This window comes from Prosthecobacter dejongeii (assembly GCF_014203045.1).
Lineage (GTDB): Bacteria > Verrucomicrobiota > Verrucomicrobiia > Verrucomicrobiales > Verrucomicrobiaceae > Prosthecobacter > Prosthecobacter dejongeii.
This window is the reverse complement of record NZ_JACHIF010000001.1, coordinates 599,977-624,523: the sequence shown is the minus strand read 5'-3', so window position 1 is coordinate 624,523 and position 24,547 is coordinate 599,977. Positions and strand designations below refer to the sequence as shown.

Genomic DNA, 24,547 nt, shown 5'->3' with positions numbered 1-24,547 from the left:
ACGCGGCTTTCATAGCCCGCGATGAAGGCTCTGCTTCTCATACCCCTGATCGTTCTTTCCTGGAGTCTGTCTGCTATGGCCGCAGGTGGGGTGCAGGGCACGGTGGTGCTGGATAGCCAGCGCCCACCGGCGGTGGATGCGGGATACAAACCGAAGACGGTGAAACCCATCGAAGGGGAAGAGCCAGGGGTGGCCATTGTGTGGCTGGAAACCAGCACGGGTGATTATCCACAAACACGCACAGGTGAAGTGGTGAAGATCCAGCAACGCGGCTACCAGTTTCGTCCATCTCTCGTGGCTTTGCAAAAAGGTGCGAGTGCGGAGTTCCCCAATGGCGATGATGAATTTCACAACGTTTTTAGTTATTCCAAAATCCGCCGCTTTGACCTGGGGCGCTTTCGCAAGAATGAGCCCAGCCCTCGCATCCAATTTGACAAAGCGGGCCTGGTCAAAATCTACTGCGAGATCCACCAGCACATGCGCTGCCGGGTGCTGGTACTGGACACGCCCTGGTTTGCCGTGACGGATGCGCAGGGGCGATTCAAGATCAGCGGCGTGCCTGCGGGCAGCTACCAGATCAAAGCCCTGCTGCCCTCTGAAAAAACGGTGCAGGGTCAGGTGACGGTGACGGAGGGAAAGACGGCCTCCGCTCAGTTGTCACGATAATTTCCCCACTGTGCCATGACCTTTCGTGCCAAGCTTCAGCAGGCCATTCTGGGAGTGGTCGCCGGCACGACAGCGGCAGTGCTGATGGTGGCGCAGTCGCAAAACAGTGCGTCCTACCGGAGCATGGTGGACACGCTTTTCAGCCAGCAGATGGCCGCTTTTCGCGTGGAGCAGGAGGCGCAGCTGCAACTGGCCCGGAAGCAGGCGGCTCGGCTAGCGGAGTCCGTGCGGCTCTTTGCCGCCCTTGAGGAGGGAGACCCAGAAACTTACCAAGTGGCAGCAGATGAACTGCGGCTGGCAGAGTTTGATTTTTTTCGCCTCGCCAGTGCCCAGACTGGCCTGATGCCGCCGCCGGAGGGCAGTCGTTCAGGGCACTTCCAAGAGGCGGCTGAAAGGGCCCTGACGGTGCAGTTGGAAACCGTCTCTAAAACCCTGCCCGAAGAGCAAACTCAGGCGCAGGTGGGTTTTGTCCTGCTGCCGGGTTTTGAAGGCGGGCAGGATCTGCATCGGGTGCTGGCCCTGCACATTCGGAACTTTGACCAGACCGTGGGCACCCTGTTCCTGGGGCAAAGTGTACGGAGGCTGATGCCGGTGCTGGGCGGCCAGGGAAACCAGCCTTTGCAGGCGGCTTTTTGGACGCAGGGGCAGCTTCTCGGGGCCAGCCTCCCCCAGGCCGCCGCCGCACCCCTGAAGGCTCTGGAGCCGACGGTGGAGCAAGTGGAGTTTTCCTTTCAGCAGGAGGGGACGGACTACCTGGCGCATGCGCATCTGCTGAATGCGGCGTCTCGCTTTCCTGCCGCCTGGTTGGTGAGTGTGTTTTCTTTGGAGGAGCTTCAGGCCCAACAAAAAGGATTGCAGTGGCGCGTGGTCGGCATCGGGTCTGTGGCGCTGCTGCTGGCTTCCGTGGCGGGGTGGTTGTTTGCGGCGCAGTTGTCGAAGCCTATTGGCGAGCTGGTGACGGCGACCAATGCGGTGAGAGCGGGAAATCTAAAAGTGCGACTGGAGCGTGGGAGGACAGATGAGCTGGCCGCGCTGACGGAGTCCTTCAATGACATGACGGCAGGACTGGAGCTGAAGGAGCGCTACCACTCCGTGCTGAGCATGGTGGCGGATGCACGCGTGGCTGAGCAGCTCATGGCGGGCAGCATCCAGCTCGGTGGGGAGTTGCGCCAGGTGACGGTGGTGTTTTGCGACATTCGTGGTTATACCGCTCTCAGTGCAGGGCGGGACCCGCGCGAGGTCATCACCCTGCTCAATGATCACATGGGGGCGCTGACACGGGTGGTTTATCGCTGGCATGGGGTGATCAACCAGTTCGCTGGAGACGCCATCATGATCCTGTTCGGCGCCCCGGCGAGCCATGGTGACGATGCGCAGAATGCGGTGAGCTGTGCCCTGGAGATGATCGCCGAACGCCAGCGGCTGAATGCGGAAAGCCATGAGCCGATGGGCATCGGCATTGGCATCGCTACGGGCACGGTTGTGGCCGGCTGCATCGGGGCGGAAAACCGTGCGGATTACACCGTGGTGGGTGAGCATGTGAATTTAGCAGCCCGTCTGTGCAGCAGCGCGGCGGCGGGGGAGATCGTGGTGGATGCAGCTACTCATCAACGGCTGTCTTCCAATTTCCCTTCAGTGCCTCTAGAACCTTTGAAGTTGAAAGGTTTTGCAGATGCTGTCACCGCTTTCCGCATCGTCATTGCCCCCTCCCCCGTCTGATGAAAAAACTTCTCGCCCTTTTGCTTTTCAGCACGGTTTCCGCCACTGCCCAGTCCGTGTTGGAGACGGTGGATGAGGCGCTGACGGTGGCCACGCCTAACCAGATGTTTCGGGCCGATCTCTCGGGTCTGATGGATCTGGAGCTGTACGCACCCGATGCACCGGCCATGGGCCTGCTAAATACGGATGACGATCTGTTTTTCAATCCGCGCCTGACGCTGTTCCTAAACCTCCAAGCCACAGAACATCTGCGTGGCCATGTGCAGATGCGGGTGGACCGGGGATTTGATCCCGGTTTTGCCTCGGATGGGCAGACGCGCCTAGACGAATACTTTCTCGAATGGAAACCTCTGGAGAAAAGCTGGATCAACTTCCGGTTAGGTAAGTTTGCCACCGCCTTTGGCTCCTGGACGGGCCGCCGCTTGTCGTGGGACAATCCCTTCATCACTGCCCCCATGGCATACAATGACATGCTGCCGGTGACGGATGAGACCTTCGTGCCGCTGGGCGGCATCGCCGGTCGTCGGTTCAAACCGGACAATCGTGATACTTGGCTGCCCATCATCTGGGGGCCTTCGTATGCCACGGGGGCGTCGGTGTTTGGCCAAGTGGGTCCGGTGGACTACGCCTTTGAAGTGAAGAATGCGGCGCTGTCTTCGGCTCCGCGAAATTGGGATGCGATTCAGGGTGGCTGGGAGGGCACCACCTACACGGGCAGGGTGGGCCTGCGGCCTGCCCCGGAGTGGAATCTGGGCGCTTCTTACAGCCATGGGCCTTACCTGACAGATGCCTCGACCATCCCTCCCATGGTGATCATAGGCGGGGCACCTTTTCTGGATGAGGGACGGCGTGACTATAACCAGACTACTTTGGGTGTGGACGCTTCATGGGCTCATGGTCCCTGGCAGGTGTGGGGAGAGCTGATGACTAGCCGATTTGAGACGCCCAATGCGGGTGGTTTTGGTTTTGTGGGTTCAAGCATTGCCAATCGAGCAGCGGCAGTCCGAGTCTGGAGCGGCTTTGTGGAAGTGAAGCGCAAGTTAGGCCCCCAGTGGTGGGTGGCGACGAGATGGAATCAAAGTTGGTTCGGCGATCTGCCAGGCACTGACACGGCCTGGGACAATGACGGCTGGCGGGCGGATCTCTCTGTGGGCTACCGCTTTAGCCGCCACCTCCAGGCGAAGCTGCAATACAGCATGGCCGGACGGGAAGGCGCTGGCCGTGAGGGCCACCATTTGGTGGCTGGGCAAATCACCCTCAAGTTCTAACGTTGGTTAGGATTCGGAGGTTTGTTGCTGCTCCTTCACACGTTCGCGGCGGCGCAGCTCCTTTTCATCCTCCAGCAGTCGGAATCGCCACAGGGAGAAGCCGCCCCAACCCTGGCGGATGGGGGGCAGTTCCGTGAGGCGCACGCTCAGCATGGGGCGATCAGTAGCGTGCTCGTTCGCCCAAAAGATTTCATGGATGGTGTAAACGCCGTTTTGCTCCGGTAGGCGGTCAAAGGCTTCCAGAGCGGCCTCTGGAAAGTGGGCGTGGATGCAGACGACCTTTTGGCCGACAGGGTAGGGGAGCGCGCTCATACAGGCATGGATTACCAAGGTGCAAAGCGGGTGCTGTTCCATTAACATTATTTTTTTCCAGGGGTGTTCCGTGGCCTTAGAAGGGTGATTTTCCCATAGAAAAAGGCCTGAGAAAAAAACTTTGCGGATTTTGCGCAAGTCCTGACGGCGACCTGCATCTGGGCTGTGAAGGGCGGCTCTGAGCTGCCCACCCAATCTACAAAATCTAACGCACCGATCCCCATGAAACGCCGCACCACCCTCCTTGCCATCGCCGCCAGCTTCCTGGCCTCCGTGGCTTCCTCCGTCCAGGCTGCGCCTCTCCTGCTCAGCCGCATCATCACCATCAGCCCGGCTCAAGCCAGTGTCGGCCAAGTCGTCGAGGTGACCGTCTCCCGCCCGGAGTTGGACCCTGCCATTGCCAAACTGATCCAGATTAACAAAGGTAAGCTGATCAACCTTGCCTCCCGCTTACCCAGCAATCTGTCCAGCCGATTTACGCCTAACTACAAGGTGTTTTTCACTGGCCCTGGTAGCAGCTTTGTGGAAGGTCAAAATCTGACATCCCTGGGTAACAACCGCTACTCAGTGGTGGTGCCCCAGGGCGCGCGCACAGGCCGTCTGAAGTTAGTCAGTGGCACAGGCAGCTTGGCTCCCTCCAGCCTCTCCACGGGCACCTTCACGGTGAGCAATCTGGGCATCGCCTTTTTTAACAATAGCCAGTATAACATGGTGAGCATCAAGGTGAATGGTGTGGAGCAACTGACTAGCAACCAAGTGGTGGTGCCCGGTGGATTTGGCGAGCTGGGCCTGCCTGCCGGCAGCAACTATCGTGTGATCTACAGCATCGGTATTGACCGGAGCCGCCCGATCCTGACCCGCGATGGTGGCACGGTGACTGCCCGTCCTTTCAATGAAGCCGAAGGTGGTTATCCTATCGCCGTCACCGCCGCTCGCCTAACAGCGCGTGAGATGCTGCGTTCCACCCCCAGCTTCACTTTGAATGGTAACCTCATGACGTCCCGCTGGATGGGTTTTAATGTCGTCACGGGCTTTTTTGACGGGTATGACTTCATCTCCGACATCACCACTGGTGCAATGAGCTTCCGCAAATGGCAGGGTGATCCCGCCACCGTCATTGCCACTGGCACGGTGATCGAGCCCACCAACTGGCCTAACCAGGCGAGAGAGATTGCCGTCACCCTGCGCAACCCCAACAACACGGTTCACGCCAACATCGTGATCACGCTGACCAACCCTGGCTTCCTGCCTACCTTCATCACGGGTGACGGCCTCACTTACGAGCCACCGCTTCCCTAAAACCGGGGTGTTTTCCCTCTCCAGACTCCGCCGGGAAACCGGCGGAGTTTTTTTTGCGTGATGATGCGGTGGATAGTCGTGCAGCTGCACGTTCGCGCTCCTTCAGAGTGCCCAGCGAGCAGCGCAGGCACCCTGGGCTGAGTCCATCTGCTCTTCAGGCCACAAGCGGATGATCAAGGGGAATAAGGTCACGCGAATTTTTTTTCATGAATCTGCGCAAGTTCGCTGAGCGGCCTGCATCTGCACTGTGAACGAAGGCCTGATAGCGGGCTGGAACACTCTGAAATTTAGCTTCAAACACACTCACACGCTCATGAAAACGAAACGCTCTTTCCTTCTCCATCTCGGGACTCTCCTGGCTTTTTCCCTCGGCATGGCTAACCAACTATCGGCTCAAAATGTGGTGTCGCCCAAAGGCATCCCGATCATCACCTCCTATGTGCCTGCGGCAGCCCCGGTGGGCCACTCGGTGCTGGCGAACCTCGAAGCCGATAGCACCACTTTTGGCGGGGCAGTGTTTGGCGAAGTGCGCACGGTGACACACATCCAATTTCGCACGTCCCTGGGCATGGCAGTTTCGGCACCAGTGACCTATGTATCCCCCAAGCTGATCCGATTCACGATCCCGAATGCAGCCATCACAGGTGCCACGACGCTGGTGAACGGCAGCCTTTTTAACAGCCGCACACAGCCTAGTTTCTCGGTCGTCTCCTTAGCCCAAAGGGCTCGTGGGTTTGCCATCATCAATACCGCCCAGTGGGATGTGAGCAGTGTGAAGACAGGCACCACGGAGCTGCTGCCTGCGAATGCGACCGTGCGCACAGGTTCGGCACGATTTTTTCCCCGGAGCCTTACGGCAAATCGCCCCCTGCCACTGAATGTGACTTTTAAAAACCAGCCCACGACGGCGATTCCATCTGCCCCGCTGTTCTCAGTGGTGGAGAGTGTGAGCATCCGCGGGACGGCCTCGGGCCTCAGCCTTGTGACGTATGCGGAACTGACGCTGGACCCCTTCACCGTGGCGGAGATCCTGCGCATGGGGGCCACCACTGGCAATGCCCGCTGGAAGGTGCTGCAGCGTCGCCTGGACCGCACCATGGAGGTGACGCCGGATGGGGGTGTGGTGCTGACTCAATTCGCCTTCCCGATCAATAACACGGTGGCCCCGATCAACCTCACCATTGATGAAGCCAATGCAGAGTTTTCCCAGACCCAGATTCGCTTTTCGCTAAAGCAGGGCAGTCGCCGCTCTGGAGAAGTGATCACGATGTATGCGCCCTTTGATACCTTTGCAGCGACCAAACTGGGCCCCTGGAAGATGGAGGATGAGCTGCCTGCGACGGTGAGTCCAAACATCGGTGCTGAGCCTCCGAGTGCTGATGACCTTCAGCCCAGCCCCATGCTGATTCGCCGCGCGAACTGAGTCCTGGCCCAGAGAGAAAATCACCCGCCCCGCGTGCAGCCTGCTGTGCGCGGGGCCTCATGTTTCAAGGGCAGAAAGGTAGCCCTAGGTAGCCCTAGGAGTACTTCACGTCCTTGCGTGGCTCCATCTCAAAGGCAGTGGCCTCTTGCTCGGCCACATTGGGCTTCAGCACGTCTTCGCGGAATTTGATGTAGTGGGGATCATCCTGGCAGATGGCCAGTTTATCCATGCTCTCCACTTCCAGGTAAACGAACCAGGGGTAGGGGTCGTTGGGGTTCACGCGCTTGCCGGTTTTCACCGTCAGCACCTCTGGCACGCGCAGCAGGGCCATGCGGGCGCGGGACATCATGTCCTCCAGCTTTTCTTCGGTCACCTCAGGGCGCAGCTTGTAGAGGCTGAGGTAGGCGATCATCCGGGGCAGAAATCAGTTTTTCCAATCCAGCGCCCCTTTGCGCCAGGCATAAAGGAAAGCCACGCCGAGGATGCTGATGAAACCGAGGGCGGCCCAGGCGATGCCCAGGCCAAAGACGGAGAGGTAGTCGCGATAAATGATGGCCCCGGGGTAGAGGAAAACCACCTCGATATCGAACAGGACGAAGAGCATCGCCACGATGTAGAACTTCACGCTGAAGCGGGGCTGGCCTTCCGTGAGGGGCAGCATGCCGCACTCATAGGCGCTGTCCTTCATCGTGTTGCGCTTGGCAGACTTGCCCAGCAGCACAGAAATCAGCAGCGTGACGCCAGCAAAACCGCCAGCGAGGACGACTTGCAGAAGGACGGGGAGATAGTTCTCGATCATGACAAAGGGGAAAGGGGCGCGGAGTATTAACCGACCCTAGGGCCAGCGTCAAGGCGACGAAACGAGGCCTTCTGGACTGAAATGGCCCAGGATGGTTTTCTCTCCAAGACTCTCCTAGCGTTCCTCCTCGTTAGCCGCTAGGATGGATCATGTTCATCCAGCGCCTAGAGCGCGACCTCGCCATCTGCTCGGCCACCCAGATCACTCCATTTTTGGCGAAGGAGCCGGGCCGTTGGCATGTGGTCAGCATCCGCGAGCCCATCCAGGCCGAGGCCGACCTGACTCAGGCGTGCAGCAGCCATCCCATGGTGTTTGAGGATGTGCTGACCCTGCAGGGAAATCATGGCCAGGGGCCCACGGCGGCGCATTTGGAGGCTATTTTACGTTACACGGCCGAGACGAAACGTGAACCTCTGGTGCTGCAATGCTGGGCGGGCCGCTCCCGCAGCGCGGCCGTGGCGCTGGTGATCATCATCAAAGACCTGTGGGAACAGGAACTGGACGGTGCGGAACTGGTGAAGGAAGCGGTGGACATCCTGCTCACCCTCCGCCCCCAGGCCCTGCCGAATGCCCTCGTCCTGCGCCTGGGCCTGGAGCAATTTTTACCCGACCCCCTGGGCGAGACCCTCAGCAAGGCAATCATGCGCGAACCACGCATCCGGAAGAATTTCGGGTGAGGGGGGATTTGTGGCGATCAACTCATGGGTTTGCTCTTGATAGGAGCGCCGGATTTCCGCAGCATTGAGGATGTGCTTGTTCAATAGTGAGTCACCAGACAAGCCATGACGGGAATCAGAAGGGAAAACACGAAGGCCAGAAGGCACGAGGCGACGCCATAAATCACCCCCATGGTTCCAGCGATCTTCCTCCATTCCCGGTGTTTTTTGAAACGGTAGGAAGGTGACAAAACATAGTGCCAGCCTGCGGCTGTCAGTCTGATCAATCCAATGAGGCTGGCGTCGCCGCCGGAGGTGATGCGAATCATGATGCGCAGAGGTTTTCTGTTTTCATGAAAAGAGATCCGGGCCCACATTGCCCCGCAGCACGCCTTTGGGCCGGAAGGGCAGCGTGGCGATTGAAATGATCAGCCCTGTGACAAGGCCCACCGGGAAGATCACTGGGGCATAACCCCAAAGGAATATGAAAGGAAAAAGAAAGTATGGGATCACGAACAGCAGGGCGCCGATGATGGGGCTAGTGATTCCCAAGGCAGGTAGAACCAGCCAGTGAAGGTCGCGGCAAATACGATAGAGATACACCCAGGTGACGATTGAGATGACGGATGACCAGATCCACCAAAGGACTGACCGCCATTCCCACTCAAAGTTGGTCCAGTGTATGGTTTTTGGGTCGTATTTTCCCATCAGCCAGTAACCCACCCAGGCCATCAAGATGGCGATCACCGAGACTATGAGATACTCAAAGATGGTCTTCATCGTGGATTGAATAGGAGCGGGCATGGGTCATAGAATCCCCCAGCGATAGCCGATGAGCGCGGTATGCACAGCGACGAGGAGCATGGGGACCAGCAGCCATTTGAACGAAAGCTCTTCACGGACAAAATAGATCGTGAAGGCGATGCAAAGGAGATACACGAGGAGGCCAGTGGCTGAAACCAGGCTGACGAAGGCGACGGGGATGAGATCCAAGGTTGCAGTAGAACGGCAAGGAGCATGTCAGGCTCGCCCTCAAGAATGGCCTGGGGAATGGCGGGGATCAGCATCGCCCGCCAGCAGGCTCCATAACAACAGACCAAGCGCCCTAAAACAGTTTGGGCAGCCGATAGAATCACTTCCGTCGGGCTGCCCAAAAGGTTCATCGTTGATTCGATGGGTTAAACGTGGATCGGGTGGCCCTTGGCCACTTCGGTCGCTTCTTTCACCATTTCGCTCAGGGTGGGGTGGGCGTGGATGGTGGCTTCGATTTCGTCCCAGGTGGCTTCCAGGTTCATGGCCAGGCCGATCTCGGCGATCATCTCGGTGCTTTCGCTGCCGACGATGTGCGCGCCGATGATTTCGCCGTGAGGCTCACCGTAGAGGATTTTGACAAAGCCTTCGGACTCAGCGGCGGCGAGGGCCTTGCCACTGGCGACGTAGGGGAACTTGCCCACCTTGAACTTGAGGCCTTTTTCCTTGGCCGCGCGCTCGGTGAGGCCGATGCTGGCCACCTGCGGGTTGCAGTAGGTGCAGCCTGGGAAGACGGTGACTTTCTTCGGTTTGTGCTTGGCGAAGAGGCCTTCCACGCACTGCACGGCCTCATAGCTGGCCACGTGGGCGAGCCACGGTGGCCCGATGATGTCGCCTGCGGCGTAGATGCCTTTGACGCTGGTTTGGTAGCGGTCGTCCGTCTGCAGCCAGCCGCGGTCGGTCAGCTTCAGCTCGATGCCGCCTGGCAGCACGGGCTTCACGCCGATGGCGACAAGGCAGACATCGGCCTCCAGGGTCTCATTGGCGGCGCCTTCGACGGTGATCTTCACGCCCTTGCCGTCTTCGGAGGTGCCGGTGACTTTCGTGTTGGTGAGGATGCGGATGCCGGATTTGGCCAGGCTCTTTTCCACCACTTTGGAGACTTCGGTGTCTTCCACGGGAAGCACGTCAGGCAGCATTTCCACCACGGTGACTTTGGTGCCGTAGGCGTTGAAGAAGTAAGCGAACTCGATGCCGATGGCGCCTGCGCCGATGATGACGATGCTCTTCGGCTGGGTGGCCAGAGTCATGGCTTCCTTGCTGCCGATGACGGTGGTGCCATTGAAGGGGAAGCCGGGCATGTCGCGGGTCTTGGCCCCGGTGGCGATGAGGATGTTGGCGGCCTCGTGGGTGGTCTTGCTGCCATCGGCGGCGGTGACTTCCACCTTGCCTTCCGCTGGGATGCTGGCAGTGCCTTTGAGGTAGTCCACCTTGTTCTTTTTGAAGAGGAACTCGATGCCCTTGTTCAGCTTGTCAGACACTCCACGGCTGCGGCCGATGACCTTGGACCAGTCATACTCCACGCTGCCGATCTTCAGGCCGAACTCTTCGGCACGATGGGTGAGGGTGTGATACAGCTCGGCGTTTTTCAGCAGAGCTTTGGTGGGGATACAGCCCCAGTTCAGGCAGGTGCCCCCAGCGCGGTCATTTTCCACACAGGCCACTTTTTTGCCGAGTTGCGCTGCGCGGATGGCTCCGACGTAGCCCGCAGGCCCGCCGCCGATGACGATGAGGTCGTAGTTCATGTGTGAGAGAGAGGGAGAGTGGTGATACGCGCAGAAAAGCGCAGGGGGTGGGTGAGTTCAACAAGAGACTGCCCCCGCGCCGGGGGAAAGAGGGGGATTCTCTGGCGGAAAGGCGGGGCGGGTGGGCCATGGGGCTGCGGGATTCCGCCACAGGCTGCAAGGAAAAGACGGGTGGGGGCGATCTTTCCTGCACCCATGAAATGGCTCCTCCCGGTCCTGCTGCTCGTCGTCACCGCCTTCATCGTAGCCCAGGCTCCGGTGCCTGCCCCAGCCTGGAAGGTGGGGGTGGCCTCGGTCAAAATCACCCCAGAAACCCTCATGTGGATGGCGGGCTATGCCGGACGGACGAAACCTGCGGAAGGGGTGGAGCTGGACCTTTTTGCCAAGGCGCTGGTGATAGAAGATGGCCAGGGCGGCAAATTTGCCCTCATCACGATGGATCTCATCGGCGTGCCGCGAAATGTGCGCCTGTTTGTGGCGGCGGAGGTGGAAAAGCAGTACGGCATCTCCCCGGCGCGCCTGGCCATCAATGCCAGCCACACGCACAGCGGCCCGGAACTGCGGACGACGAGCACGCACGGGACAGATGACCCGGCGCAGCGGGAAAAGGAGGCGGCGGCCTACACGGCGCAGTTGCAGGACCGACTGGTGGCCCTGGTGGGGGAGGCGCTGAAAAAAGCGGTGCCGGCCACGTTGCACTTCAGCCAGGCCCAATGCGGCTTTGCCATGAACCGCCGCATGCCCAATGCCCAAGGAGGCTACGATAACTTTCCGAATCCGGATGGTCCCGTGGATCACTCGGTGCCTGTGCTGAAGGCAGCGGATGCGCAGGGGAAGGATCTCGCCTACGTTTTTGGTTATGCCTGCCACTGCACCACCCTGGGTCACCAGAAATTCAGCGGCGACTACGCGGGCTACGCCCAGCAGGCGCTGGAGCAGGCCCACCCCGGTGTGACGGCCCTGTTTATGAACGGCTGCAGTGGGGACCAAAATCCCTACCCGCGCCGGACGATGGAGCTGGCGCAGACGCATGGCCGCACCCTGGCCATGGCGGTGGAGACGGCGCTGACCACCCGCATGAAACCCCTGACGGGCGACATCCGCGCTGCTTACCGGGAGATCCCCCTGGCCTATGACACCCTGCCAGACCGGGAGCAGTTGCAGGAGAAGATGCAGTCCAAAACCCGTCTGGATGCCGACCACGCGAAGCGCGTGCTGGCCCGCCTGGAGGCCGATGGCAGCCTGCCGCAGACCTACCCGTACCCTGTGCAGGTGCTGCGCCTGGGGCCGGACCTCACCTGGGTGACGCTGGGAGGAGAAGTGGTGGTGGACTACTCCCTGCGGCTGAAAAAGGAGCTCAAGGACCCCATCGTCTGGGTCAGTGCCTACACCAATGATGTGCCCACTTACATCCCCAGTTTGCGCGTGTGGAAAGAGGGCGGCTATGAAGGCGGTGACGCCATGAAATGGGGCACCCACCCCACCCGCTGGAGTCCGGCAGTGGAGGACCACATTCTTTCCACGGTGAAGGAGCTGCGCCGAGAAATGGAGTAACAGAGGCGCGAAAACAGCGTTTCAGGCAAAGAATGGTTCTTTGTGCCACTCCGCCCCCGAAAGGCAGGAGGTGACATGGGCTCCTTTATCGGTTAGATTACCTATTCTCATGCGTCGCCACATCCTGCCCCTTCTGGTGCTCCTGCTTTTGCTGGCAGGTGTGGCCTGCATGGTGTGGCTAAAGCCCGGCCCGGCAAAGGTAAACATGGCCACAAACACTGTTAGCGCCGAGGCACCCGTGGCGGAACAGGTGGCTGAGGTTCAGCCAAGGCCTGTTTCTGCGGCACCAGTTCCGCTTTCATCCCCCCCGCTAGATCCCGCCCGGTTCCGCCGTGCTTACCTGATTTCTCTGGATGGGGCCAAACTGGGCCTGGAGAATGCCGAGGACATTGAGGGGGACTTTGCCTCCCCGCGCCGCCGCCAGGAAGAGTGGACTGGGATGCTGCGCTGCCGCCTGATCTCTGCTGACGGCAAGGTCCTGGCCGAGGAACTGCTGCCCGCGCCAGACCACCTCTGCACGGTGCTGGATGCACGCGATGGCACGCCCAAACCCGTGACTTACACCCCGCCCGGCCCGGTTCTGTTTCAGTTGCGGCTTCCCCGCCGTGCCGATGCCACCCGGCTGGACATTGCTCGTATCACAGGCCCTGGTGCCTTGGCACGGGATCTGCCTCTCGGTTCCCTTTCCCTTCTTCCTCCATGAAAACATTGCATTCATTGTTAGGCCTCACACTGCTCTTCCTCACCCTGGGGATGGCGCAGGCACAGACTTCTATTTTGGAGGTTGTGGGGGCAGAGGGCCCGCGCAGCCAGCGGCTGAACATGGTCTTCCTGTCGGAGGGGTTTACTCAGGCAGAACTGGATGCGGGCAAATTCTCCACGCATGTGGATGGAGTGTTGGCTTACCTTTTTGCTCAGGAGCCCTGGAGCCGCTATCGCTCCTACTTCAATGTTTACCTCATTGAGATTGCCTCGAACCAGTCTGGTACGGACAATCCGTATGGCAATCCCGCCTACACCCGCGACACGTATTTTAGCACAGGCTTTCATCCGCAGATTGAGCGTCTTTTGGTTTTGTCCTCCGCAGGCACTAGCCGGGCCTACTCATTACTCAACAAACACGTGCCCGAGTATGACATCCCCATCGTCATTGTGAATGATGAGACTTATGGTGGCTCCGGCGGGCCTATTGCGGTGGCTTCTTTGGATTCCTTTGGTGCTGAGCTAGTGGAACATGAGGTAGGTCATTCCTTTGCCAAGCTGGCGGATGAGTACGATTTCGACACTCCTGGTTATCCCGATGGCGAGTTTCCCAATGCCACCAGGAAGACCGTACTCTCGCAGATCCGCTGGAACATGTGGATCGAGCCGGGCACGCCCCTCTTCACGCCTGAGTATGATCCGCTTTATACAAACAAAGTGGGGCATTTTGAAGGGGCGCACTACCGCTCGGTCGGCTATTTCAGGCCGCATGATGCCGCCCTGATGCGTTTCCTCGGAGCTGCCCCAGGAGCTGTCACGCGCGAGGCCTTTGTGCTGAACTATTATAGCCGCGTCTCCCCGGTGGATTCTCATTCGCCCGTGAGTTTAAAACAGACTGTCACGCAGCGCACGCTGCTCTCCTTTTCCGTTGTGCCAAAAGCACCCACCACCGGGCCGGGGTTGACCGTGAGCTGGAAGGTTGACGGTGTGGCGCTGCTCGGTCTCTCCAACCCCACTTTCAATGTTCCCAGCCAGAACCTGGGAGAGGGCACGCATACGGTGACAGCTGTGATCACGGACCCTACTGAGTGGGTGCGCCGGGACCCCACGGGCCTGGTGGAAGAAACCCGCACCTGGACGCTGACGCTGAGCAACCAGGGCGAGCCGCCTGTCATCAATGACGGCCCAGCCTCCCTGCTGGTGGAGGTAGGCGATACCGCCAGCTTCAATGTGGATGCCACCGCTGCTGGCCCGGGTGTGCTGACCTATCAATGGTACAAAAATGGCAAGGCCATCGCCAATGCCAAAACGGCCTCGTTTTCTGTGCCGAGTGCGCTGCTGTCTGACGGGGCCATGTACACGGTGCGCGTGATGGGAGATGGTGCTTTCGTCGAGGCCTCGGCGGATCTCGTGGTGGTGGATCCACGCGTGCAGACGCTGGTCCTCGCCGAGGGCAAGACGGCCGCCCTGACGCCCATCGTGAGTGGTCCGGTGCAGGGCTACCAATGGCTGCGGAATAGCACGGTCATCGGCAATGGCACAGCCGGTTTTAGTGGTCTGGGCACGGCGAAGTTAAATATCTTTCCTCTCGCCGTAAACAGCCATAATGGAACTTACAGTGTGAAGCTCACGACTGATGCTGGTGAGGAGACCTACGTCACCCATCAGTTAGAGATCTTTAATCAGCCGCCGCAGCTTGCTCTTAGTGCAGGGGCTTCGCTGCCTGCGGGCCAGGTCGCTGCCATTTATGAAGCCGAGATTGTCGCGCTGCCTATCCCCGGTAAACCGGCCTCCACCTATGGGGCCACCGGTCTGCCCCCTGGGCTGAAGGTGGATGCCAAAACGGGCCGCATCACAGGCCGACCCACAGCATTCAAAGCCGATAAAGCAGGCAACGTCATCCCCTACGCCGTCACCCTCAGCGCGGGCAACGGCAAAGGGACGACGAAGGTCACGGTGAACCTGCTCATCTCACCTCTACCGCAAAACACCGTGGGTACCTTCGTCGCTGCTTTGCCCCGCCATGGCCTGAATGGCGGCCTGGGGGGGCGGATAGATCTGGTGACCACAGCTACCGGCACCTACAGCGGCAAGGTGGTGATGGGCAGCCTAACGTACAGTTTCAAAGGCCTGCTGACCTCCACGGTCGGCGTTCCTCAGGTGACGGGGGCCATCAACCTCCCACGTGCGGGTAAACCGACCCCTGCTTCCCTGGAGCTCTCCTTTACCCTCATCGGCCCGCCACAGTTGATGGTCGGAATTCTGGGGGCGAATGGAGATGGCTTTGGCTTCAACGGTTGGTTAAACCCATGGAGCAAGGCGAATGCTGCGGACGCTTACGATGGTTATTACACCTTCCAGATGGACCTATTCGCACCTCCCGTCGGCATACCTGCGGGCAAAGTTTTTGGCTCTTACACCGTCGCTGCTGATGGCAAGACCTTGATCTCAGGAAGGACGCCCGATGGCGAGACCTTCACCGGTGCTAGCCACTTGGGCCTAGGCGGCCAGTTGATGCTCTTCTCACTGCAAAAGGGCAAGCCTCAGGGCTCAGTGGTGGGCGCAATCCGCATCAATTCGCAGGGGGATCAAGACGATGCGAACAACTCGATGGATCCGCAGCTGGGGCAAATCAGTTGGTGGAAGCCTGAAAGTACGGATCCTAAAGCGCGAGTTTACAAAGACGGCGTGGGTCCTGTGGATCTGCTTATCACTGGTGGTCGCTACAATCCACCTGTCTCACCCCAGGTGGTTTTGAACCTGGATCCAGGTGTCTCCAATGCGGTGCTGAGATTCACCGGGGCTAGCCTTAGCGGTGTCTCAAATCCGCCAGGGACTGAGCTGGACATCTTGGCCGGAAGTAAAGCCCAGCCTTCTGAGCCTCTGGCGGCGAATACCACCCTGACTTTCAATCCGAAACTGGGCACCTTCACGGGCAAGTTTTCTCTGTTGGATGCGAACCCACGCGAGATCGCCCCTCTCCAGGTGCCGCGTGTGGTGACGTATCAGGGCATCATCACAAAGGGTGGCAGCACGCTCTATGGCTATGGTTTTTTCCTGCTGCCAGATCTGCCCTCCGTCTCGCTGGAAGATACGCCCACCACCAGCCCGATCCAGTCGGGTGCGGTGAACTTGATCAAGGTGACTGACCTTCCTTAAGCAGGCTGAATCTTTTCCTCCTGAGAGGCTCCAAGAAAGATGCAGTGAATTTATAATGCACCTTTTGAGTCGTCCTGCTTAAATCACGGCCATTCAAGCTGTGATCGAACTCATTCAAGAAGCCTTTGCGACCCATCACCTACCGCTCACTGCGTTGTTAGGCATGGTGATGTTTTATTGGCTGATGGTCATGGTGGGAGCGCTGGATTTTGATCTCGATCTTCTTGATGGTGGCTCGGACATGCCTGACCTTTCAGCGGATCACGGCGGCAGTTCTCTCGGTGGGGCCATGCTCACAGCAGGGAAGTTCCTGGGCTTCTCGCAGGTGCCCATCGCCATCTGGGGCAGCTTCTTCATTCTCTTCCTCTGGCTGGCAGGCCTGATCCTGAATTATCGCTTCAATGGGGAGGCGGGTGAACGCAGTCTCGCCACGGCTGCTCTGCTGCTGATTCCTGGCGGAATCTTGAGCCTGGCTGCAACAAAGCTGATCACCTACCCGGTGGCTAAACTCTTCGCGGCCATGAGCGATGTGGATACGGAAAGTGTCGCCATCGTGGGGCAGGCCGGGGTGGTCACCACCACCGTTTTGGATGATCAGCATGGTCAGGTAGAAGTACGGCAAGAGGGCGCACCTGCGCTCATCAATGCCCGGCTACAGCCTGGCCAATCTCCTTTGCAGAAAGGGGACCGTATCCGTGTCCTCGAGGCGTCTCCCGAAGGCTCCTATTATTACGTCCAATCCATTCAACCTCACACACTCCCATGAATGCTACCCACCCGCCTCTCGCCGTATTTGGTCTAGAGATCACCGCCTTTGCCTTTGCGGCACTGATCGGTCTTTTCATCGTCTTTGGGATCCTGATCCTCATCTCGCGTTTCTTTCGAAAGGTGCAGCAGGGCCAAGCCATCGTGCGCAACGGCATTGGTGGAACGAAGGTCTCTTTCAATGGCATGATGATCATCCCCATCGCCCATCAGGCCGAATACATGGACATCTCCGTGAAGCGCATCGAGATCGAGCGCAAGGCCACGGAAGGGCTCATCTGCAAGGACAACATCCGGGCGGATATCAAGGTCGCATTCTTTGTTAGGATCAACAAGATTGATGAGGACGTGAAGCGGGTGGCCCAGTCCATCGGCTGCGTGCGTGCCTCCGCCATTGACACTCTGCGCACCCTCTTCGATGCGAAGTTTTCTGAAGCTCTCAAAACCGTCGGCAAGCGCTTCGACTTTGTGCAGCTTTACAATGAGCGCGACCATTTCAAAACTGAGATCCTCAAGGTCATCGGTACCGATTTGAACGGCTTCACCCTGGACGACTGCGCCATTGACTTCCTGGAGCAGACCCAGCTCGAAAACCTGGATCCTCAAAACATCCTCGATGCCGAGGGTATCAAAAAGATCACCGAGCTCACTGCCACCCAGGCGAAGCTGGCCAACCACATCCAGCGCGACAAGGAGCAGATCATCAAGCAACAGGACGTGAAGGCTCGCGAGGCCATCCTGGAACTGGAGCGTCAGCTTGCCGAAACGGAGGCCAAGCAGAAGCGCGATGTCGAAAGCGTGAAGGCGCGTGAAGAGGCCGAGACGCTGAAGGTGCAGTCTGAAGAACGCCTGAAATCTGAGCGTGCGAAGATCGCCACGGATGAAGAGATCGCCATCGCCACCGAGAACAAAGACCGCCAGGTGCTGGTGGCCCAGCGCAACAAGGAGCGCACGGATGCTGTCGAGATCGAACGTGTCACCCGCGACCGCGACCTGGAAGTCATCGAGCGCGAGCGCATCACCACGCTGAAGACCATCGAGAAAGAGAAGGCCGTGGAAGTGGAGAAGAAGAACATCCAGGAGGTCATTAAAGACCGCGTGGTGCTGGAAAAAACCGTCGTCGTCGAGCAGCAGAAGATCAAGGACACCGAGGCCTTTGCCACGGCGGACCGCGAGAAGCAGGTGGCCCTCACCAATGCGGAAAAGAACGCCCAGGAACAGTTGATCCAGAAGATCAAGGAAGCCGAAGCCGCGAAGGAAGCCGCTCGTTTGGTCGCTGATCAAGAAGCCTACACCTCCATCAAGGCGGCGGATGCCTCCAAGGAATCTGCCCAGCTTCGCGCTCAGGAAATGCTGACCCTGGCCGAGGCCCGGCAGGAATCTGCCACGCGTGAAGCCACGGCTGAAAAAGCCTTGGCGGAAGGCAAGGCCGCACAGGCTGCTGCCCAGGGATTGGGCGAAGCCCAGGTGCTCATGGCCAAAGCCGAAGCCTCGCAAAAACAGGGCACGGTGGATGCCGAGGTCACTCAGCTCAAACTGGCTGCCGAGGCCGATGGCATCACAAAGAAAGCTCAGGCCATGAAGCTGCTGGAAGATGCCGGTCGCGAGCACGAAGAGTTCAAGCTCACCCTGGAAAAAGACAAGGCGGTCGAACTCGCTCAGATCAACATCCAGAAGGATATCGCGCAGCAGCAGGCCATCGTGCTGGGCGAAGCGATGAAGTCCGCGAAGATCGAGATCGTCGGCGGCGAAACCCAGTTCTTCGACAAGATCACCAACGCCATCGGCAATGCCCGGGCGGTGGACCGTTTCGTCGAAGGCAGCCGCACGCTCACCGATGTGAAGGAGACCTTCTTCAATGGCGACCCTGAGTACTTCAAGGCCCAGCTCAAGACCCTGGTGGATCAGTTTGGCCTAACCAGTGAAGATACCAAAAACCTCACCCTGAGCGCTCTCTTTGCCAAGCTCATTAGCCTGAATCCGGATGAAACCACCCTGAACAAGCTCACGGGCATGTTTGGTGCGGCCTCCCGTTTTGGTCTGGCCGAGCAGACCGTGAGCGGCCTGCTGGCCGGGAAGGCCCTCAAGAAGTGACATTTCATCAACCCTGCGTCAGCGGGGTTCCTTTCAATCACAGGTCCGTTTGAGGAATATGAATGCTTTTCCTGCCATGGCTGGGGGCTTCGATAGGATCCGGCTCTGGCCATGGTCCTGGAGTGGCCGTGGGCAGATCCGTCGGCCGCGTCAGAGCATGGCGTGGACCGACCAGGACGGAACCCCTTCAGGGTTCCTCTTTCATTGGTGCGCTTGGGCTTCTAGCACCAGGGTAGCCGCTGCGCGGCAACCCTTCGCTGGAATCCAAAAGCCCTTTGGGCTTTGGGGGACAGGGCCGGTGGCTGCGGGCATCATGGTTATCTCATCGTGCCGGAGACATTTCTGCTGTGTGCCAACGGCACACCGTACCTTAGCGAAGGGTTGCCGCGCAGCGGCTACCCTGGTTCGCAAGAGCGCCGCCACCTCTTCTCTGGAGGAACCCCAACGGGGTTCCGTACCAGCACACGCCGCATCCTTCCTAACGGCCCCCATTTTGACAACCCCTTTAAAGATTCGTCATGGCTGATACGCCAACCTCTGCCCCTACACCCCAGGCTCCTGCGGCCAAGCTGGAAGCGGGCGCTTACGAAGTCATTCGTCAGCGTCTGGACAAGCATGGTGCAGAACTACAACGCCGTCTGGATCTGCTGAATGCGGATCGCAAAGCGGAATTCGGTGGCATTGATACGACCCTATTGGCGACGACGCGTCTGACCACGGAAAACAACTGTGTGCCTCGGGACATGGTCGCCATCGGGCCGAAACGCTTTTTGTTCGGCTACAATGTCCACCTGGGGCTGCGCACGCAGATGCACGTGGCGGATGTGTTTGCTGTCTATGACTTCCAGGCGGATGACCACAGCTTTCACCCGAACAAGGATGACCTACTCGCAGACAAGGGTTTCGCGGAGGACTTTGATTACCTTTATCGTTATTACAAGAGTGCGTCCTTCCTGAAGTTTCACCGCATCGGCCCGCATCTCTACATGGGCATGCAGGTGGGCCGTGGGGCCACGGAGGTGAAGACCTTCAAGTGGCTCATTGATGACGAGGCGGGTACGATCAAATACCTGGGCAATCGCTTTGACCACGAATTTGCTTTCCCCACGCATCAGGAGTTCGAGTGGAAACGGGCGCGGCGTGAGATGTATCGCCACGGCCTGCATCCTCACATCAGCATTGAGGACCGGGTGTTTGTGGAAGCCGTCGGCGGTGACCTCACCGTGAAGGTGGAAAACAACACGGAGACTGGACGCGGCATCTACAACGAGCCCGTGGACAATGCGGACCAGACCCTGGACGATGCCGAAATCCACTACGCCATCGTGGGCAATCTCATCCTGATGAAGGTGCTGCCTTATCAGGAAAAAAACTGGCGTTACCTGGTCTTCAATGAGCGCACGCGTGAGGCGCATCGCATTGACAGCATTGCTGAATCCTGCGTGCTGCTGCCGGATGGTCACGGCCTCGTTTTCCCGCATGGGTATGTGCTGCAAACCGGTGAGGTGAAGCGTTTTGAAACGGGCCTGCCGCCCATGCGTTTCGAGCGCCGCATCGCTGCTGCCAATGGCGAGGACACGCTCTTTGTCTTCAGCCATTTGGAGAGCGGTTCCTACCTGCTGCTGAGTTATAACCTCATCACGCAGAGCGTTGCCACGCCCATCATTTGCCATGGGTATAGCCTTTTCCCATCGGGTGAGCTCATCCTTTTTCAGGGTGATGAGGAGCCACGCAAGCACCACTTGGTGCAGTCTTGGCGCACGCCCTTTGTGACGCAGCAGGACAGCCCGCATGCGAAGTCGCAGACCTTTCTCAGCAAGATCGGCAATGCCGAAATCGTCCGCTGCATGGCCGAGTGCAATGGCGTGCTGACGCTGCTGGCGAAGGACGATTCCTTTTCAGGACTTTACGTCGAGCTAGCCCGCAGCGCGGGTGACATCGCCGACAGTTACTTCTGGGTGGATCGTGAAGAGGCGCAAAAGCTCAAGGAATCCCTTGTTGAAATCAAGACCACCGCCGAGGCAGCCCTGGGTGAGTTTGAGAAAGTCCGCCGCATGCGCAAAGCCGCGGCAGACCAGACCGAGGCCCTGCAAACGCAGGTCAATAAAAGCCTCAGCGCGGCCGGCGGGAGTGATCCCGATAACATCCTGGCCTATGTCCACCTGCTGGCCACGCTGCGTGAACTGCGAGGCCAAATCATCGCCCTGCGAGATGTGCGCTACGTGGATCTGGAGACTATCGCCCGCATGGACACAGGTGTGGCGGAGGCGACGGATAAGCTCTCTGAAAGATGCGTGGCCTTCCTGCTGAAGCCCGAGGCACTGGACCCCTATCGCCAGCAGATCACTGAGCAGCAGACACGCGTGCCCACGCTGCACAAAGTCACTGAGGCTCAAGAGGTGGAAGAAGCTTTGGCGAAGTCCAGCAGCGAGCTGGAAATGCTCACGGGCATCGTCAGCAGTTTAAAGATCAAAGATGCCACGGAGACCACCCGCATCATCGAGGCCATCTCCACGCTGTTTGCGCAACTGAATCAAGTGCGCTCCGTGCTGCGAAATCGCCGGAATGATCTGGCCAAGGTGGAAGGGGCCGCGCAGTTCCAGGCCCAGCTCAGCCTGCTGAATCAGAGCGTGCTGAACTTCCTCGAAGTGGCGACTACACCGGAGAAGTGCGATGAATCTCTGACTCGCGTGATGGTGCAGATCGAGGAACTGGAAAGCCGCTTTTCGGATTTCGATGAATACGCGGCCGAGCTCACCACCAAGCGGGATGAAATCAATAGTGCCTTTGAATCCCGTCGCTTGTCTCTGGTAGAGGCGCGCAATCGCCGTGCGCAGTCGTTAGGCCAGTCGGCAGATCGCATCCTCACCAGCGTGCGCAATCGCCTGGCGGCCTTTGCCAAGCCGGAGGAAGTGCATGCCTGGATCGCAGGGGACGCCATGGTGGCCAAGTTGCGGGACTTGATCGAAGAGCTGCGCAAAATGGGCGACAGCGTCCGCGCAGACGAACTTCAGACGAAGCTGAAAACCCTCCACCAAGACTCGCTGAAGCAGATCCGCGACAAGGCGGAGCTGTTTGTGAATGGCGGGGACTTGATCCAGCTCGGCAAGCACAAGTTCAGCGTCAATCGCCAGCCCCTGGAGCTCACCATCCTGCCGCGTGATGAAGGTCTCGCCTTTCATCTCACGGGCACCCGGTATTTTGAGGCCGTCACGCATCCTGAATTGGAGGCGCTGCGGCATGTGTGGAACCAGGCGGTGGTTTCTGAAAACGACAGCGTTTACCGGGCGGAATATCTCGCGTGGAAGTTCCTGCAATCCGGCACGCCTTTTTCACCCCAGGCCGTTCCGGACTTCATGGCCCCGCGTTACCATGAAGGTTATACCAAAGGCGTGCATGACCATGATGCGGCGCTGATCCTACAGCCTCTGCTGGAAATGCAGGCTGCTCTGGGCTTGCTAAAACATTCCCCTCAAGTGCGAGGGCTGGCCCTGCTGGTCTGGCATGGCTGGGAAGACTCGGCTGAAAAACAGGCCCTGGCCGCCCGCATGATGGCGAAGGGGCGAATGCGTGATTTGTTAGGCCATGCAACCGTGGAGGTGAATGCGGCCCTGGCGGCCCGTGTCGCCACGGAGTGCAGTCGCCTCACAGGCATCCATGAGCTTGGCGATACTTCCTCACCGTCTCTCCACACGGCTGTCGCAGCCTGTCTGACGGATGAGCTTCAGCATCTTTCCAGCAAACATCCCACGCTGCCGGTCACGCGCTCCAGTGCGGCGGTGGAGCTGATGCGTTCCTTCCGCAAGGAGCTCACAGTGAAACGAGCCGCTCAAGACTTTGAAGCCAGTTTAGAAGCCTTGACCGCTCAGCCTTGGCTGGCTTTTGAGATCGCTCTCGACTGGCTGCGCGCGCTGCATTCGACCACGGATTTTGGTCTGTTGGTGGAGGCCGCAGCGCTGCTGGTGCTGAAGGATCAGCCTCCAGTAGCCTTGCCTGCTTCACCTCCTTCACGCGCCACGCTCACGGGTTTCACCGGCACTCATCCGCGCATTCAGGAGGCGAAGCTGGAGCTGGATTACCACGAATTCACCGCGCGCCTGCAGCGTTATGACCAAAGCATTGTTCCGGATTATGAGCGTTTTCAAAAGCTGAAGCACGACCTCGCCCAGCAGCGTCGCACCGAGTTGCGGCTGGATCAGTTCAAGGCTGGCGTGCTCAGTTCCTTTGTGCGCAACCGCCTCATTGATCAGGTGTACTTGCCCATCATCGGGGCGAATTTGGCCAAGCAGATCGGTGCTGTGGGCAACGACACGCGCACGGATCGCATGGGCCTGCTGCTGCTCATTTCACCCCCCGGTTATGGCAAGACCACGCTCATGGAGTATGTGGCCAGCCGCCTGGGCATCACCTTGGTTAAAATCAATGGTCCGGCCATCGGTCACAAGGTCACATCATTGGACCCCGCAGAGGCCCCGAATGCGAGCGCCCGTGAGGAGGTGGAGAAGCTGAACCTCTCGCTCGAGATGGGGGACAATGTGATGATCTACCTGGATGACATCCAGCACACGAACCCCGAGTTCCTGCAAAAGTTCATCTCTCTCTGCGATGGCACGCGCAAGATCGAAGGTGTCTTCCAGGGCCAAGCCAAGACCTACGATCTGCGTGGCCGCAAGGTTGCCGTTGTCATGGCAGGTAATCCCTACACCGAAGTCGGCGGTAAATTCCAAGTGCCGGACATGCTGGCCAACCGTGCCGATACTTACAACCTGGGCGACATCCTCGGCGGTCATGAAGCGGCCTTTAAAGACAGCTACATTGAGAACTCACTCACCAGCAATCCGGCCTTGGCACGCGTGGCGGCCCGCAGCCACAAAGATGCGCTGGCCGTACTGAAGATCGCCATGACGGGCAATCGCGAAGGCATTGAGTTTGAGGGCAATCAAAGCGCCGAAGACATCAATGACTGCGTGGCGGTCATGGAAAAGCTGCTGAAGGTGCGCGAAGTCATCTTGCGGGTGAATCAAGAGTACATCCGCAGCGCGGCCATGGAGGATGCCTACCGCACGGAGCCGCCTTTCAAGCTCCAGGGCAGCTACCGCAACATGAACAAGATCTCTGAGAAGATCCAGCCGCTCATGACGGCGGCGGAGGTGCAGTCTCTCATTGAGGATCACTACCGGGGTGAGTCACAAACACTCAGCCAATCCGCTGAGGCGAACCTGCTGAAATGGCGCGAGATCAATGCCTTGGCCAGTGAGGCTGACCAAGTCCGGTGGATGGAGATCAAGCGCACCTTCGGTCGCAATCTCCTCGCTGGAGGTGGGGGTGAAAATGATCCCGTCAGCCGCATCACGGGGCAGATGAGCGCCTTCACTGCCGGGCTGGAAAAGATTGAGCAGGCCGTGGCTAACCCCACGCTTTCAGACATCTCCATTGAGCGTCTGCAAAAGATCATCGAAGGCCTGCGGGCCGTGCCCGTCACGGTGGAGATCAAAGTCCAGCCTGTGGAGAAACAGGATGAACACGACTCCCCCGTGGATGTGCAGAGCCGAGTGAGCCAGGACGAATAAGAAGGT

19 protein-coding genes are annotated in these 24,547 nt (G+C 59.0%); 12 read left to right on the top strand and 7 right to left on the bottom strand.

What is annotated here, in order from left to right; genetic code table 11:
• Positions 1–21 precede the first annotated feature (21 nt).
• The 3 genes from HNQ64_RS02295 to HNQ64_RS02285 are packed head-to-tail and all read left to right on the top strand — an operon-like array spanning position 22 to position 3,653.
• On the top strand, positions 22–666 hold the full coding sequence (locus HNQ64_RS02295) for a carboxypeptidase regulatory-like domain-containing protein (RefSeq protein ID WP_184204814.1): 645 nt from the start codon (positions 22–24) through the stop codon (positions 664–666).
• A gap of 15 nt (positions 667–681) precedes the next feature.
• Positions 682–2,385 (top strand): adenylate/guanylate cyclase domain-containing protein, encoded by a 1,704-nt coding sequence (locus HNQ64_RS02290; RefSeq protein WP_184204812.1) that lies wholly within the window; start codon positions 682–684, stop codon positions 2,383–2,385.
• Positions 2,385–3,653, top strand: a complete 1,269-nt coding sequence (locus HNQ64_RS02285; protein ID WP_184204810.1) for a TonB-dependent receptor — start codon at positions 2,385–2,387, stop codon at positions 3,651–3,653. Before HNQ64_RS02290 ends, HNQ64_RS02285 begins: the two co-directional genes overlap by 1 nt.
• Positions 3,654–3,659: 6 nt before the next feature.
• Here the strand turns inward: HNQ64_RS02285 and HNQ64_RS02280 are convergent, their stop codons facing one another.
• Positions 3,660–3,965: a hypothetical protein gene (locus tag HNQ64_RS02280; RefSeq protein WP_184204808.1), complete on the bottom strand. Its 306-nt coding sequence runs from the start codon at positions 3,963–3,965 to the stop codon at positions 3,660–3,662.
• Between the two features lie 222 nt (positions 3,966–4,187).
• On the opposite strand from HNQ64_RS02280, the gene HNQ64_RS02275 reads away from it, so the two are divergent.
• Positions 4,188–5,264: a hypothetical protein gene (locus tag HNQ64_RS02275; RefSeq protein ID WP_184204806.1), complete on the top strand. Its 1,077-nt coding sequence runs from the start codon at positions 4,188–4,190 to the stop codon at positions 5,262–5,264.
• A 313-nt stretch (positions 5,265–5,577) separates the two neighbouring features.
• Positions 5,578–6,687 carry a hypothetical protein gene (locus tag HNQ64_RS02270; protein ID WP_184204804.1) on the top strand — a complete coding sequence of 370 codons (1,110 nt, stop codon included), beginning with the start codon at positions 5,578–5,580 and terminating at the stop codon, positions 6,685–6,687.
• A gap of 94 nt (positions 6,688–6,781) precedes the next feature.
• Here HNQ64_RS02270 and HNQ64_RS02265 read toward each other — a convergent pair whose 3' ends face one another.
• Positions 6,782–7,099, bottom strand: a complete 318-nt coding sequence (locus HNQ64_RS02265; RefSeq protein WP_184204802.1) for a Dabb family protein — start codon at positions 7,097–7,099, stop codon at positions 6,782–6,784.
• Positions 7,100–7,111: 12 nt separating this feature from the next.
• Complete coding sequence (locus tag HNQ64_RS02260; RefSeq protein ID WP_184204800.1) at positions 7,112–7,486, bottom strand: NADH-quinone oxidoreductase subunit A; 375 nt, start codon at positions 7,484–7,486, stop codon at positions 7,112–7,114.
• Positions 7,487–7,635: 149 nt separating this feature from the next.
• Between HNQ64_RS02260 and HNQ64_RS02255 the strand changes: the two genes are divergently transcribed.
• Complete coding sequence (locus tag HNQ64_RS02255; RefSeq protein WP_184204798.1) at positions 7,636–8,163, top strand: hypothetical protein; 528 nt, start codon at positions 7,636–7,638, stop codon at positions 8,161–8,163.
• 80 nt (positions 8,164–8,243) lie between these two features.
• On the opposite strand, the gene HNQ64_RS02250 is transcribed toward HNQ64_RS02255, so the two are convergent.
• From HNQ64_RS02250 to lpdA, 4 genes are all read right to left on the bottom strand, one after another.
• On the bottom strand, positions 8,244–8,471 hold the full coding sequence (locus HNQ64_RS02250) for a hypothetical protein (protein WP_184204796.1): 228 nt from the start codon (positions 8,469–8,471) through the stop codon (positions 8,244–8,246).
• 22 nt (positions 8,472–8,493) lie between these two features.
• Positions 8,494–8,946 (bottom strand): hypothetical protein, encoded by a 453-nt coding sequence (locus HNQ64_RS02245; RefSeq protein WP_184204794.1) that lies wholly within the window; start codon positions 8,944–8,946, stop codon positions 8,494–8,496.
• A 3-nt stretch (positions 8,947–8,949) separates the two neighbouring features.
• Positions 8,950–9,135 (bottom strand): hypothetical protein, encoded by a 186-nt coding sequence (locus HNQ64_RS02240; protein ID WP_184204792.1) that lies wholly within the window; start codon positions 9,133–9,135, stop codon positions 8,950–8,952.
• Positions 9,136–9,320: 185 nt separating this feature from the next.
• On the bottom strand, positions 9,321–10,697 hold the full coding sequence (gene lpdA, locus HNQ64_RS02235; protein WP_184204790.1) for a dihydrolipoyl dehydrogenase: 1,377 nt from the start codon (positions 10,695–10,697) through the stop codon (positions 9,321–9,323).
• 195 nt (positions 10,698–10,892) lie between these two features.
• Here lpdA and HNQ64_RS02230 point away from each other — a divergent pair, with 195 nt between their 5' ends.
• The 6 genes from HNQ64_RS02230 to HNQ64_RS02205 all read left to right on the top strand — a co-directional run bounded on the left by HNQ64_RS02230 (position 10,893) and on the right by HNQ64_RS02205 (position 24,541).
• Positions 10,893–12,251, top strand: a complete 1,359-nt coding sequence (locus HNQ64_RS02230; RefSeq protein ID WP_184204788.1) for a neutral/alkaline non-lysosomal ceramidase N-terminal domain-containing protein — start codon at positions 10,893–10,895, stop codon at positions 12,249–12,251.
• A gap of 109 nt (positions 12,252–12,360) precedes the next feature.
• Complete coding sequence (locus tag HNQ64_RS02225) at positions 12,361–12,954, top strand: hypothetical protein (protein WP_184204780.1); 594 nt, start codon at positions 12,361–12,363, stop codon at positions 12,952–12,954.
• On the top strand, positions 12,951–16,112 hold the full coding sequence (locus HNQ64_RS02220; protein WP_184204778.1) for a M64 family metallopeptidase: 3,162 nt from the start codon (positions 12,951–12,953) through the stop codon (positions 16,110–16,112). The genes HNQ64_RS02225 and HNQ64_RS02220 overlap by 4 nt, the downstream gene beginning before the upstream one ends.
• A 100-nt stretch (positions 16,113–16,212) precedes the next feature.
• Positions 16,213–16,878 carry a DUF1449 family protein gene (locus tag HNQ64_RS02215; protein ID WP_184204776.1) on the top strand — a complete coding sequence of 222 codons (666 nt, stop codon included), beginning with the start codon at positions 16,213–16,215 and terminating at the stop codon, positions 16,876–16,878.
• A complete protein-coding gene (locus HNQ64_RS02210) occupies positions 16,875–18,971 on the top strand; it encodes a flotillin family protein (protein ID WP_184204774.1) in 2,097 nt (698 codons plus the stop codon). The genes HNQ64_RS02215 and HNQ64_RS02210 overlap by 4 nt, the downstream gene beginning before the upstream one ends.
• 518 nt (positions 18,972–19,489) lie before the next feature.
• Positions 19,490–24,541 (top strand): DNA repair ATPase, encoded by a 5,052-nt coding sequence (locus tag HNQ64_RS02205; protein ID WP_184204772.1) that lies wholly within the window; start codon positions 19,490–19,492, stop codon positions 24,539–24,541.
• Positions 24,542–24,547 lie beyond the last annotated feature (6 nt).

Bases quoted from the DNA above. Each gene is read 5' to 3' on its own strand.
- HNQ64_RS02295 (WP_184204814.1), top strand. From the start codon at position 22: ATGAAGGCTCTGCTTCTCATACCCCTGATCGTTCTTTCCTGGAGTCTG.
- HNQ64_RS02290 (WP_184204812.1), top strand. From the start codon at position 682: ATGACCTTTCGTGCCAAGCTTCAGCAGGCCATTCTGGGAGTGGTCGCC.
- HNQ64_RS02285 (WP_184204810.1), top strand. From the start codon at position 2,385: ATGAAAAAACTTCTCGCCCTTTTGCTTTTCAGCACGGTTTCCGCCACT.
- HNQ64_RS02280 (WP_184204808.1), bottom strand. From the start codon at position 3,965: ATGAGCGCGCTCCCCTACCCTGTCGGCCAAAAGGTCGTCTGCATCCAC.
- HNQ64_RS02275 (WP_184204806.1), top strand. From the start codon at position 4,188: ATGAAACGCCGCACCACCCTCCTTGCCATCGCCGCCAGCTTCCTGGCC.
- HNQ64_RS02270 (WP_184204804.1), top strand. From the start codon at position 5,578: ATGAAAACGAAACGCTCTTTCCTTCTCCATCTCGGGACTCTCCTGGCT.
- HNQ64_RS02265 (WP_184204802.1), bottom strand. From the start codon at position 7,099: ATGATCGCCTACCTCAGCCTCTACAAGCTGCGCCCTGAGGTGACCGAA.
- HNQ64_RS02260 (WP_184204800.1), bottom strand. From the start codon at position 7,486: ATGATCGAGAACTATCTCCCCGTCCTTCTGCAAGTCGTCCTCGCTGGC.
- HNQ64_RS02255 (WP_184204798.1), top strand. From the start codon at position 7,636: ATGTTCATCCAGCGCCTAGAGCGCGACCTCGCCATCTGCTCGGCCACC.
- HNQ64_RS02250 (WP_184204796.1), bottom strand. From the start codon at position 8,471: ATGATTCGCATCACCTCCGGCGGCGACGCCAGCCTCATTGGATTGATC.
- HNQ64_RS02245 (WP_184204794.1), bottom strand. From the start codon at position 8,946: ATGCCCGCTCCTATTCAATCCACGATGAAGACCATCTTTGAGTATCTC.
- lpdA (WP_184204790.1), bottom strand. From the start codon at position 10,697: ATGAACTACGACCTCATCGTCATCGGCGGCGGGCCTGCGGGCTACGTC.
- HNQ64_RS02230 (WP_184204788.1), top strand. From the start codon at position 10,893: ATGAAATGGCTCCTCCCGGTCCTGCTGCTCGTCGTCACCGCCTTCATC.
- HNQ64_RS02225 (WP_184204780.1), top strand. From the start codon at position 12,361: ATGCGTCGCCACATCCTGCCCCTTCTGGTGCTCCTGCTTTTGCTGGCA.
- HNQ64_RS02220 (WP_184204778.1), top strand. From the start codon at position 12,951: ATGAAAACATTGCATTCATTGTTAGGCCTCACACTGCTCTTCCTCACC.
- HNQ64_RS02210 (WP_184204774.1), top strand. From the start codon at position 16,875: ATGAATGCTACCCACCCGCCTCTCGCCGTATTTGGTCTAGAGATCACC.
- HNQ64_RS02205 (WP_184204772.1), top strand. From the start codon at position 19,490: ATGGCTGATACGCCAACCTCTGCCCCTACACCCCAGGCTCCTGCGGCC.